The sequence below is a fragment of the Bradyrhizobium sp. 76 genome (assembly GCF_023073025.1).
Taxonomy (GTDB): Bacteria; Pseudomonadota; Alphaproteobacteria; order Rhizobiales; family Xanthobacteraceae; genus Bradyrhizobium.
In genome coordinates this window covers 1,015,153-1,026,121 of record NZ_JADPIS010000149.1, presented here as the reverse complement: position 1 = coordinate 1,026,121, position 10,969 = coordinate 1,015,153, and the positions used below count along the sequence as shown (strand labels likewise).

The following is a 10,969-nucleotide window of genomic DNA, read 5'->3' as shown; positions in this document are numbered from 1 at the left end:
ATAACATGGGGCGGGGGGATCAAAGGCTGGGGCAAGGTTACGAGGTCCGGACTCCTAGGCACTCCGGACCTCGGGACTTTCTAGATTGAACGTGATTTCGGGCCGCCGGCTTGATCAGCCGTGCGGCGCGAAGTCGTTTTGGCGTCGTTATGCCGACCCGGGCGCTTAGCGCGTCTGCGGCTCGATCGTCACCGTGCAGTCGCCCTGCCCTTGCGTCGCGACCACGATGTTGCCCGCGGCAGCGCCGAGGGCGATCGGCGCGGACGAGCCGCCGCCAGGCATCTGGACGGTCACGCTCAGGGAATCGTTTCGTGCGGTCGAGCCTACGGTGGAGGGTTCTGCCTGGGCCACATTGCCCGAGGCGTCACGCCGCATGATCTGGCAGTTCACATTGCTGCCCCCCGCGGCCGCCATTCCCGATGAGGTGCCGCCGCTCATCTGGGCGCGGGCTCGCGACGGATCGCGAGGGACCTGGCTGACGATGCGATGCGTCCGCGGCTCCACAATGACGACGTCGTCACCGGTCGCGAAATATTCGTAGTCTCGATATTCAGGCTCGATCGAGACGATCTCGGGCGGAAGCCTGTGAAGGCGCACGCGCGAGGGAATGGTCTCGCCGACCCGGATCGAAATGTTCAGATTACGCTCCGGCTCCGCCAGGCGTGCACGGCTCACCGTTTCGGAGATCCGCACCTGCTTCTCGGACGTCACCTGCGTCTGCTGATTGGCCTGCGTGTTGGTCTGCGTCGTCTGGTTGGCTTGATTGGTCTGCGTGCCCGAGGTGACGGGCGAGGTCTGCGCATTGTTGGTCGGGGCCGTCCGGTTCGTGTCGGTCGCGGTGGCCGGCCGGTTGTTCTGTTGCGCCGGCTGCTGCTGCTCAGCCGCGTTGCGCGGCGGCTGGGTCTGGTTGCGCTCGTTCTGGTTGGTCGCGGCACCCGTGCGCTCGTTCTGCTGGCTAGACGTGCCGGATTTGGACTTCTCGGACTCGGCCGTCGATTTCTGCGGCGCCGATTTGTCCTGCTTCGTCTCGGCGCTGCTCTTGCTGTCGCGTCCCGGTTTCGTGCTCTCGGCATCGCGATTGCGATCGCGCGAAGGCTCGCGGGATTCTTGTGCCTGATCCTTCGACTTCGGCTGGTTGCGCTCGGCAGAACTCGCCGGCTGGCGCTTGTCGTCACTCGCGTCCTGCCTGGCAGCGCCGCCCTTCTCCTCGCGGCCAGCGCCCTGCAATCGGTCCTGGGCGCCCTGCGCGCGCTCTTGAACACGCTCCTGGGCGCCGCCGCGCTGCGGCGCAGCGCCTTTCGCCGGCTCCTCGTTGCGTCTCGGTTCGTCTCTCCGCTCACCGGGCGCCTGAGCGTAGGCGAAGCCGGAAGCAAGCATCAGTCCGATCGCTGCAGTCGATAACATCAAGTGCTTGCGCATGGTCCCTCTCCTCGGAAATTCGCAACAACAGACGCGAACGTTCTGTGGGTGCGAAGGTTCCTGATCAGGAACGAGGGCCGATCACGCGGGTCTCACATCTCAGGCCGGTCTCACATCGGGTCCTTCATCGTGAGCCGCGCCGTGAATGTCACGCTGGTCTTGCCAACCAGCGCCATGCCTTCAACCTCGGCGCCGTCGGCGGAATAGTCGCCCGAAAAGCCGCAGGTCACTTCCCTGCCGCCGAACGCGAGCGGCTTGCCGACGGCCTCGGTGTGCTGATTGACGGTCATATCGCCGCGCCATTTTCCGTTCCGGAAGGTGTAGCTGCCGGTGTAGTAGAAATAGCTGTCGCCGCCCATGATGCGGCCGTCGCAGAGCACGACGACGCCTTTGGCCTGGCCGCGCTTGCCGTCACGCATCTCGATCTCAAAGATGTAGAGGCCGTTGAGGACCTTCTGTGGGTTGCCGCCCTGCTCGGGCCCATCGCCGGCCGACATCGCTCATCTCCCGTTCAAACCGGCACATTCCGTTCGAGATCTTCAAGCCACGCCGCCGCGCTCGAATCCGACGGCGCGCGCCAGTCGCCGCGCGGCGACAACGAGCCGCCGGCCGAAACCTTGGGGCCGTTCGGCATCGCCGAGCGCTTGAACTGGCTGAAAGCGAAGAAGCGGCGCAGGAACACCTCCAGCCAGCGGCGGATCTCCTTGAGATCGTAGGCCCTGCGCTTGTCGGCCGGAAATGCCGGCGGCCATTCGCCCTCGGCGACGTCCTTCCACGCCTGCAACGCCATGAACGCGATCTTGGACGGCCGCATGCCGAACCGCAGCGTGTAGAACAGGTGGAAATCCTGGAGCTCGTAGGGACCGACCGAAGCTTCCGTGCTCTGCGGCTTCTCGCCCGGCTCGGCCGGAACCAGCTCCGGCGAGATTTCGGCAGACAGGATCGATCCAAGCGTTTGGTTGACGTCGTCGCTGAACTGCTTTGACGCAATCACCCAGCGGATCAGATGCTGGATCAGTGTCTTCGGCACCCCGGCGTTGACGTTATAGTGCGCCATCTGGTCGCCGACGCCATAGGTGCACCAGCCCAGTGCGAGCTCGGAGAGATCGCCGGTGCCGATGACGATGCCGCCGTTGTGGTTGGCGAGCCGGAACAGATAGTCCGTGCGCAGGCCCGCCTGAACATTCTCGAACGTGACGTCGTAGACCTTCTCGCCCTTGCCGAAGGGATGGCCGATGTCCTTCAGCATCTGCGTCGCCGTGGTGCGAATGTCGAGCTCCTGCCAACTCGTCTGCAACGCCTTCATCAGCGCCAGCGCATTGGTCTTGCTCTCGCTGCCGGTGGCAAAGCCCGGCATGGTGTAGGCGAGAATGTTCTCGCGCGGCAGGCCGAGAAGGTCGACGGCCTTGGCGGCGACGATCAAAGCGTGGGTGGAATCGAGCCCGCCCGAAACGCCGATGACGACGCGCTTGGTGCCGGTCGCACGCATGCGCTGGACGAGGCCCGCGACCTGAATGTTGTAGGCCTCATAGCAGTCCTGCTCGAGCAGGCTCTCGTCGCTTGGCACGAACGGAAATCGCTCGATCTTGCGCAGGAAGCCGATATCGGCGGCCGGCGGCTTCAAGGCGAAGCCGACTTTCCGGAAGAAGGCCTCGCGCTGCCGGCGGTTGTCGTCGAACGTGCCCATCAGCGCGCGTTCCTGCCTGAGCAGGTCCAGATCGACGTCTGCCAGCGTGATCTGGCCGCCCTGCCGGAACCGCTCACCCTCGGCCAGCAGCACGCCGTTCTCGTAGATCGAGGTCTGGCCATCCCAGGCAAGGTCGGTGGTCGATTCCCCTGCCCCGGCCGCGGAATAGACGTAAGCCGCCAGGCAGCGCGCCGAAGTCGATTGGCACAAGAGCGCACGCGAGCGGGCGCGGCCGATCGTGATCGGGCTGCCCGAGAGATTGATCAGCACGCTCGCGCCCGCAAGCGCGAGCTCGGAAGCCGGCGTCACCGGGATCCACATGTCCTCGCAGATCTCGACGCCGATGGTCAGGCCCGGAACGTCCTCGGCCGCGAACAGGAGGTCGACGCCGAACGGGGCATGCAGCCCGCCAAAGGCCACCATCTCTCCGACGATGCCGGCGCCGGAGGCGAAATGCCGTCCCTCGTAGAATTCGCGATAGGTCGGCAGGTAGCTCTTGGGCACGACGCCGAGGACTTTGCCGCGATGGATGACGACCGCGCAATTGTAGATGCGATTGCCAAAGCGCAGCGGCGCGCCAACGATCAGGACGGTCATCAGGGACGAGGATGCCTCGACGATGGCCACGAGCCCGCGCTCGACCGCATCGAGCAGCGGATCCTGCTTCACGAGATCTTCTATCGCATAGCCCGACAGGCACAGCTCGGGAAACACGGCAACCGCTGCCGACCGCGCGTGGCAGTCCTTCGCCGCCGCCAGAACCGCCGTCGCGTTTGCCGTGGGATCGGCCACATGAGAGGTGGTGACACAGGCCGCCACGCGCGCAAATCCGTGGGCATAGATCGAGTGGAAACTCATCGAGCACAGTCCCTTTGTCTCGTCGCGACCGGCCTCCGCCAGCTCTGGACTCCATTTAACCCATCGACATGGTCCCGTGCAGGCCATTCAACGGAATGCATAACGGATTTGCAGCTTCGCTGCCCGGCCCTTGGGGCAGCGTCAGGCTGTGCGGGGCAGATCGTCGCGCAGCCACTCGGCGATCCGGGGCCAGGCATGGGCATGGGTCCGCGCACCCATGAACAGCCCGAGATGGTTGCTGGGCTCGGAGACCGCCGCAATGAAGGCCGGTGGGGTACCGAGCAAGCCGGCGGTGGCGAGCGCCTGCGCAGCCGGCACGACGTCGTCATCAAGCCCGGCCAGCAGGAAGACCGGCGCCTTGACGTCCTTCAGATCAACCACGCGGCCGAGGGCCGTGAATTCGCCGCGCGCGATCCGGTTCTCCCGGAAAATCCAATTGACGATCTCGAGATAATAGGTGCCGGGCAGATTGAGAGGCTCGGCATTCCAGCGCTCGAAGCGTGCCAGCAGCGCCGCACCTTCCTCGCCGGAGAGGTCGCTCTGCAGCGCCGTCACGATGTCGTCGCGGCTCGGCGCCTTCGACCAGACCCGCAGCATCTCCTCGCCGCTGACATTGCCGCCGCCGCGGGCGACGAGCTGGTCATAGACCATCTCCGGTGCGTTGCGGGCGAGCTGCGACAGCCTGGAGTCGATCGAGAGGTCGACGGGCGCGCCTGCCAGCACCAGCCGCCGCACCTTGGCGGGAAAGCGCGCCGCATAGAGCAGCGACAGCCAGCCACCCTGGCACAGTCCGACGAGATCGACCGGCGCGCCGATTTCGTCGATGGCGACGTTGAGATCGCCAAGATAGCTGTCGATCGAGAGATAGCGCATGTCAGGCGTGGCTGAGCGCCAGTCGGTGAGATAGATCCGGTCGATGCCGCCATTTTGCAGGGACTGCACCACGCTGTGGCCGGGGGCGAAGTCGGCGATCAGGGCCCGGTGCAGCGCATAGGGCGCGCAGACCAGGGCCGGCTGACCGGACCCCGTCCGCCCGCAATTGCGCAGGCGCATGGTCGCAAGCTCCAGCGCGACCGAGTTGGGCGTGGTCCACGGCAGGCTGCTGTCGGCCTGCTCCGGCACACCGCGCTCGAGCCATCCGAAGCAGGCGTCCATCGCAAGCCGAGCCGCAGCGAACGGCCACAGCAGCGGGTCATCCGGGACCGCGCCCGGTGCGCGCTGCTGTTTGCCGGTCTTCTCTGCCATGACTATCTCACGGTCCTCACAGGAAGGCCTCGAAGCTGACGAGCGAAATGCCGCGCTCCCGAAAACTCTGATGGGTCGCGGCCACCGAGCCGTCGAGATCGATGCCGCGGCAGGCGTCCTCGATGACGGCGACCTCGAACCCCGCCTTGCGGGCATCCTCCGCCGAGAAGCGGACGCAGAAGTCGAGCGCGAGGCCAACGACGAAGATCGTCTTCAATTCGCGCTCGCGCAAATATCCGAGCAGGCCGGTCGGCGTTTTCCTGTCGTTCTCGAACAGCGCCGAATAGGAATCGATGCCGCGCCGAAACCCCTTCCGCACCACCAGGCTCGCGCGGGTGACGTCGAGATCGCGATGAAATTCCGCGCCCGCCGTGCCCTGGACGCAATGGCTCGGCCAGAGCACCTGGACGCCGTAGTCAAGCGCGATAGTCTGGAACGGCCGTTTGCCCGCATGGTTCGGCGCAAAGGAGACATGATCGCGGGGATGCCAGTCCTGGGTCAGCGCCACATTGGCGAATTTTTGGGCGATCCGATTGATGGCGGGGACGACCGTCTCGCCGCCGGGCACGGCGAGCGCCCCGCCCGTGCAAAAATCGTTCTGCACATCGATGACCAGCAGCACGTCGCGGTCGGAAATCTTCATCGCAAGGTCCATTCCAGGCCATCCCGCGCGACCGGCGCAGAACGAACGTCTCCAGTGTCGATCTTCCCGCGCTGCTTCGCAACCACCGAAGCGGTGCGGCGATCTGCGCGAATGCACCCCGTCGGTGCCGGGATGCAACGGTTTGGGCTCATCCGTGTTGACTAGATCCACCAGGGGACGGATTCTAAAAGCCGTTCGCATTTTGCGACCGGATAGAGCGGAGGAAGCGGTTACCGCAGCCCGAAAGGGGTTGTGGCAGCCATACCCACATGACCATCGGCAAGACAGGACGGATTCTTCTCGCCGATATCGGCGGCACCAATGCGCGCTTCGCGCTCAGTCAGGGCGATGAGACCGGACCGATCGACTACGTCAAAGTGGCGGACTTCGCGACCGTCCGGGAAGCCATTGCCGATGTTCTCGCGCGTCGCTCAGACGGCAAAACGCCCCGAAGGGCTGTGCTGGCCGTCGCGGGGCCGGTGACCAACAACCGCTGCGTCATGACCAACAGCCCGTGGGTCATCGACGGCAACGAGCTTCAGCCGGCTCTCGGCTTCGACAGCGTCCATGTTCTCAACGATTTCGAGGTGGTGGCCTGGTCCCTGCCCGCCCTGCAGCCCGCCGACCTGATCCCGCTCGGCGGACAGGAGGGTCTTCCCGGAGAACCGTTGCTGGTGGTCGGTCCCGGAACCGGCTTTGGTGTTTCCTGTCTGGTCGAGCGCCACGGCTCACGGTTGGCCGTCGTCACCGAGGCGGGCCACGCGACCCTGCCGGCAGAGGACGAGCGCGAGGAACGCGTGATCGCGTGCATGCGCCGGCGCCTCGGCCATGTCTCCATCGAGCGTGGCGCATTGTCCGGTTCCGGCCTGCAAAGCCTGTACGAGGCGCTGGCCGAAGTGGAAGGCGCGCAGGTGCCGCATCGCGATGCCGCTGCCATCACGAAGGCGGCCCTGGAGGGCAGTTGCGAACTCTGCCGCGCGACGCTGGACATGTTTTGCGCCATCCTCGGTTCGGTCGCCGGCAATCTCGGGGTGACCTTCGGCGCCCGCGGCGGCGTCTATATCGCCGGCGGAATCGTGCCGCGCTTTCCGGAGTTCCTTACGGCTTCCGCATTCCGGGCGCGCTTCGAAGCCAAGGGACGCTTCCAGGACTATCTCCGCGACATCCCGACCAGGCTGGTCACGAAACCTGATGCGAGTTTCCTCGGCCTGAAGATGTTCGCGGAGCACAACCAGCCTTAACGGCGCGCGCCTCCGTCCGCGGGTTCCAGTCATGCACAGCTGATTGCACGGCACGCCCGCTCGACGCGGGATCGTGCTTGCGCGTTCGTCCCGGATGAGAAACAATCCTGGCTTGTGTGTGGCGTAGTTGCGGGGGCGTGACATGCGTAAGCAGGATCTGGGTTTCGACTATCACCGCTATCACCGCCTGCTGCTCGAGGCGGACGACGATGGCAAGCGGCTGGCCCTGATCGAGCTCTTGATCGAGGAAAAGGCGCTTGACCGCCTCGCCGCCCAGCGCGCTTCGGACCGCGCCGCCATGACGGCCCACACTATCGCTACCGTGCTGAAGAACGGGCGCCAGTGAAACGAGTGGTTGCGCTACGGTGCCCGAAACGCGGCATCAATTGCGATTTCGTTAACGATCCCTCGAAAGCTCGCGTCAAACTTTTTGCTCTAGGAGTTCCCTTACCTGATGCAATTCAGGGGCAACAAAGGGGGGAATGAACATGAGCATGATTTCGATCGTCGCGATGCCGGCCACCAGCGAAACGCGTTTGGCCGATTCCTCGTTTTCTTCATTCAAGACCATCTTGCTGTTTTGCTGCACGGGCCTGGTCGCCTCGTTCGGCCTGATGGCGCGCGGCATCGATCTCGGCGCCGGCCTGATGTGAGACCGCGACGAATTCCGTCGCGAAATGGCCGCCCCTGACGGGCGGCCATTTTTGTTTTTGGTCTCAGTGCGGCGTCTTTGCTGCCGCTTCCGGAAACATCGAATCGATCATTGCCTTGAGCTGATCGATCGAAATCGGCTTGCGCAGGATCGGCCGGCGCCGGAGCAAGGACGGCAGCAGTTCCGGACCGTAGCCCGTCGCAAACAGAAACGGCTTGCCGCGTCGCTCGATCAGGTCGGCGACCGGATCGACGTAGAGGCCCTTGAGATTGATGTCGAGGATCGCAAGATCGTACTGCGCGGTCATGGCGAAAGCGCTGGCGTCCCGAACATTATCCGCTTCCGCGATGACGTGGTGGCCGAGTTCCTCCACCATGTCCGTCATCATCATCCGGATCAACGTCTCGTCTTCGACCAGGAAAACGGAGAGTCCGTCCGCCATATCAACCCCGCCCATCAGCTTCCGAAGCTGATCATAACCGAATCGCGAAGAGGATTCACGAATTCGTGGCGGGGTCCGTTAATTCAGACGCGCCCGATCCGATTCAACTTGATCAATCCAGTCCTCGTTCGTGGCTGAGCCGCACCATCTCCTGTACGAACACCTGCTTCTGCTTGTCATCGAGGCTCGAATAGAGGGGCTCAGCGGCGTCGGCGACATTGCGCTGGTCGGCAGCGCGGTCGATGAGGAATTGGGCCTCGTTGCGCATCTGCTCGACGATGTCGTCGGGCGGATCCCGCTTGGCGCGCGCGACCCGCAGGTTTAGCCGCTCGGCACCGTTATGCCCGAGGTAGTGCATGGCGCTCGAGAAGCCGTACCAGTGCTTCTCCTGGTCGGGCGTGAGGTTCAGTTCGGTCTTGATCCGCTCGATATAGGAGTCGCTGTTGGTGACGATCTGGTCGGCGGTCAATTGCGGTGCGCCGGTCTGGGTGAGGACGGTGACATCCTTGTCCTGCGGCGCGTTCTTCGCCTCCTTGCTCGCCTTGGCGCCCTTGCCAGCCTTGGCGCTCTTGGCATCCTTGTCCTTGCCGGCGCCCTGCTTGGCGTCTTTGGCAGCGTCCTTGCTCGAATCCTTGCTTGAATCCTTGGCGGGAGGCGCCTGATTGCCATTATTGCCAACACCGAGCACGCCGGTGAAGACGCCGACCACACCGCCGATCGCGCCGCCGAGCACGCCGCCGACCGGACCTGCCGCCTTGTTCCCGGCCGCCGCTCCTTCCTGAACCCCTTTGACCAGGCCTTGAGCGTTCGCCACCGCGGCTGCGCCGAGCAGCAACACGAAAACGGATCCCAGCGCGAACCATCGTCGCAGGTTAAGCCGCGCGAGCGGCGCCGGGTTGATCATTCTGGTCTCCATCTCGATCTGATTAGGCTGCTGGGGGTGAGAACCACTTGCCAGTTGCAACTCTATCGTTTTCACCGCTTCGAGGTCTAGCCACCGATAATTGCTATACACGCCCGAAAAGTGTTTGCCGCGAGGTGCTTATGCAGGCTCCTTGGAAACTGCGGCGTAATTGCGCACGTATCGGTCCAGCGCGCCCGCGCCCAGTGTGCATCGCAAAACGACCGACTGTGGTTTAGGGCTCGCGCGTGACGTCGAGGGCAGCGCCACCTTGGCGGACACAACGTTAGTTCTAGGCGCAAGCCGCTCGGTTTTCTCGACAGACGCAATCAATCATGATCTGATCGCGCTACCAATTTGCCTTCGAAGCCGATGGCATCAACAAGAAACGTCGAACGAGAAACTTAAAAAAAGAAAATCAAAAGTAGAACTCGGAAGAGTTCAGAGGAAACGCCAGACCAATAAAACACCCAAGCGAGGAAACGAGATGTCACGCAAGACACTGACGCGACGTCAATTTGTGGCTGCCACTGCAATGTCCTCCGCGGCGCTGGTCACCGCGCCCTATGTCCGAGGCGCTTACGCCGCCGGCAAGCTTTCGATCGGCTTCTGGGACCATTGGGTCCCTGGTGCCAACTCTGCCTCCACCGCGCTCGTCAATGAATGGGCAGCGAAGGAGAAGGTCGAGGTCTCCATCGACTACATCACCAGCAACAACAAGAAGCTCGAACTAACCGTCGCCGCCGAGGCGCAGGCAAAATCCGGTCACGACATTCTCCAGATGCCGACCTGGTGGCCGCACGCCTATGCGGAGCAGCTCGAGCCGGTCACCGACATCATGGAGCCGATCATCAAGCAGAATGGCGAGGTGAACGGCACGACCAAATATCTCGGCCAGGCCGGCGGCAAATGGCTTGCCGTCCCTGCCACCGTCGGCAGTCAGATCAAGGGCCCCTGCTCGCGCATCGACCTGATGAAGAAGCATGCCGGCATCGACGTCCAGGAGATGTATCCGGCCGGTAGCGTGCCCAAGGACGAGAACTGGACGATGGAAGTCTTTCTCAAGGCCGCCGAAGCCTGCAGCAAGGCTGGCGTCCCGTTCGGGATCGGCCTCGGCGAGACCACCGACAGCGTCGATACCGCCGGCGCGATCTTCCAGTCGTTCGGCGCCGAGCTCGTCAATGCCAAGGGCGACATCACCGTAAAGACTGACGCCGTGCGTCAGGCTCTCGAATTCTACAAGAGATTGATCGCGGTGCTTCCGGCGGACGCGGCCTCCTGGGATGACGCGTCTAATAACAAATGGCTGATCTCGGGCCGCGGAGCACTGATCTTGAATCCGCCGAGCTCCTGGGCCGTTGCGAAACGCGACGCACCACAAGTCGCTGAGCAATGCTGGACGCACGGCATGCCCGCCGGTCCGAAGGGCCGTTTTGCACCGTTCCTGCCCTATTTCTGGGGCGTCTGGGCTTTCGGCAAGAACAAGGAAGCCGCCAAGAGCCTGCTGACCCATCTGTCGCAGCCGTCGTCGATCGAAAAGTTCGTCGCGGCGAGCGGCGGCTACGATCTCCCGGCTTTCGCAAATATGACGAAGCTCAAGACGTGGGCCGAGGAAGGGCCGCCGAAGGGCACGCTTTATAGCTATCCCGACCCACACGGCCGCCAGACGATGTCGATCGCGGCCTCGCCGGCGCCGCCGAAGATCGCCCAGCAGATCTACAACCAGGCGACGTTGACCAAACTGGCGCTGCGCTATGCCCGTGGCGAGACCATCGAGCAGGCGCTCGCCTGGGCCGAGGGCGAGTGCGAAGGCTTCATGCGCAGCTGATGCCGGGTATGTGGCATGGCGGTTCACGCGTTCGCGCGTGAGCCGCCGGGGAT

11 protein-coding genes are annotated in these 10,969 nt (G+C 64.0%); 4 read left to right on the top strand and 7 right to left on the bottom strand.

Features of this window, described 5'->3' with window-relative positions; all coding sequences use genetic code 11:
- Window positions 1-165: 165 nt before the first annotated feature.
- From IVB48_RS40455 to pncA, 5 genes are all read right to left on the bottom strand, one after another.
- Complete coding sequence (locus tag IVB48_RS40455; RefSeq protein WP_247408791.1) at window positions 166-1,419, bottom strand: DUF1236 domain-containing protein; 1,254 nt, start codon at window positions 1,417-1,419, stop codon at window positions 166-168.
- A gap of 110 nt (window positions 1,420-1,529) precedes the next feature.
- A complete protein-coding gene (locus tag IVB48_RS40450; RefSeq protein WP_027566966.1) occupies window positions 1,530-1,916 on the bottom strand; it encodes a GrlR family regulatory protein in 387 nt (128 codons plus the stop codon).
- 14 nt (window positions 1,917-1,930) lie between these two features.
- The gene (locus IVB48_RS40445) at window positions 1,931-3,964 is read right to left on the bottom strand and encodes an NAD(+) synthase (RefSeq protein WP_247408789.1); all 2,034 of its coding nucleotides are present in this window, start codon (window positions 3,962-3,964) and stop codon (window positions 1,931-1,933) included.
- A gap of 141 nt (window positions 3,965-4,105) precedes the next feature.
- Window positions 4,106-5,209, bottom strand: a complete 1,104-nt coding sequence (locus IVB48_RS40440; RefSeq protein WP_247408787.1) for an alpha/beta fold hydrolase — start codon at window positions 5,207-5,209, stop codon at window positions 4,106-4,108.
- Between the two features lie 16 nt (window positions 5,210-5,225).
- The gene (gene pncA / locus IVB48_RS40435; protein WP_247408785.1) at window positions 5,226-5,864 is read right to left on the bottom strand and encodes a bifunctional nicotinamidase/pyrazinamidase; all 639 of its coding nucleotides are present in this window, start codon (window positions 5,862-5,864) and stop codon (window positions 5,226-5,228) included.
- A gap of 257 nt (window positions 5,865-6,121) precedes the next feature.
- Between pncA and glk the strand changes: the two genes are divergently transcribed.
- The 3 genes from glk (at window position 6,122) to IVB48_RS40420 (ending at window position 7,746) form a co-directional block, all read left to right on the top strand.
- The gene (gene glk, locus IVB48_RS40430) at window positions 6,122-7,093 is read left to right on the top strand and encodes a glucokinase (RefSeq protein ID WP_247408783.1); all 972 of its coding nucleotides are present in this window, start codon (window positions 6,122-6,124) and stop codon (window positions 7,091-7,093) included.
- A gap of 142 nt (window positions 7,094-7,235) precedes the next feature.
- Window positions 7,236-7,439 carry a hypothetical protein gene (locus IVB48_RS40425; RefSeq protein WP_247408781.1) on the top strand — a complete coding sequence of 68 codons (204 nt, stop codon included), beginning with the start codon at window positions 7,236-7,238 and terminating at the stop codon, window positions 7,437-7,439.
- A 142-nt stretch (window positions 7,440-7,581) separates the two neighbouring features.
- Window positions 7,582-7,746, top strand: a complete 165-nt coding sequence (locus tag IVB48_RS40420; protein WP_247408779.1) for a hypothetical protein — start codon at window positions 7,582-7,584, stop codon at window positions 7,744-7,746.
- A 63-nt stretch (window positions 7,747-7,809) separates the two neighbouring features.
- Here the strand turns inward: IVB48_RS40420 and IVB48_RS40415 are convergent, their stop codons facing one another.
- Window positions 7,810-8,187, bottom strand: coding sequence for a response regulator (locus tag IVB48_RS40415; protein WP_027566971.1), 378 nt, complete (start codon window positions 8,185-8,187; stop codon window positions 7,810-7,812).
- A gap of 112 nt (window positions 8,188-8,299) precedes the next feature.
- A complete protein-coding gene (locus IVB48_RS40410) occupies window positions 8,300-9,091 on the bottom strand; it encodes a Spy/CpxP family protein refolding chaperone (protein WP_247289973.1) in 792 nt (263 codons plus the stop codon).
- A 484-nt stretch (window positions 9,092-9,575) separates the two neighbouring features.
- Between IVB48_RS40410 and IVB48_RS40405 the strand changes: the two genes are divergently transcribed.
- Window positions 9,576-10,916, top strand: a complete 1,341-nt coding sequence (locus tag IVB48_RS40405) for an extracellular solute-binding protein (RefSeq protein WP_247408778.1) — start codon at window positions 9,576-9,578, stop codon at window positions 10,914-10,916.
- Window positions 10,917-10,969 lie beyond the last annotated feature (53 nt).

Excerpts from the sequence above, each read along its gene's own strand:
- IVB48_RS40455 (WP_247408791.1), bottom strand. The coding sequence starts at position 1,419 with ATGCGCAAGCACTTGATGTTATCGACTGCAGCGATCGGACTGATGCTT.
- IVB48_RS40450 (WP_027566966.1), bottom strand. The coding sequence starts at position 1,916 with ATGTCGGCCGGCGATGGGCCCGAGCAGGGCGGCAACCCACAGAAGGTC.
- IVB48_RS40445 (WP_247408789.1), bottom strand. The coding sequence starts at position 3,964 with ATGAGTTTCCACTCGATCTATGCCCACGGATTTGCGCGCGTGGCGGCC.
- IVB48_RS40440 (WP_247408787.1), bottom strand. The coding sequence starts at position 5,209 with ATGGCAGAGAAGACCGGCAAACAGCAGCGCGCACCGGGCGCGGTCCCG.
- pncA (WP_247408785.1), bottom strand. The coding sequence starts at position 5,864 with ATGGACCTTGCGATGAAGATTTCCGACCGCGACGTGCTGCTGGTCATC.
- glk (WP_247408783.1), top strand. The coding sequence starts at position 6,122 with ATGACCATCGGCAAGACAGGACGGATTCTTCTCGCCGATATCGGCGGC.
- IVB48_RS40425 (WP_247408781.1), top strand. The coding sequence starts at position 7,236 with ATGCGTAAGCAGGATCTGGGTTTCGACTATCACCGCTATCACCGCCTG.
- IVB48_RS40420 (WP_247408779.1), top strand. The coding sequence starts at position 7,582 with ATGAGCATGATTTCGATCGTCGCGATGCCGGCCACCAGCGAAACGCGT.
- IVB48_RS40415 (WP_027566971.1), bottom strand. The coding sequence starts at position 8,187 with ATGGCGGACGGACTCTCCGTTTTCCTGGTCGAAGACGAGACGTTGATC.
- IVB48_RS40410 (WP_247289973.1), bottom strand. The coding sequence starts at position 9,091 with ATGATCAACCCGGCGCCGCTCGCGCGGCTTAACCTGCGACGATGGTTC.
- IVB48_RS40405 (WP_247408778.1), top strand. The coding sequence starts at position 9,576 with ATGTCACGCAAGACACTGACGCGACGTCAATTTGTGGCTGCCACTGCA.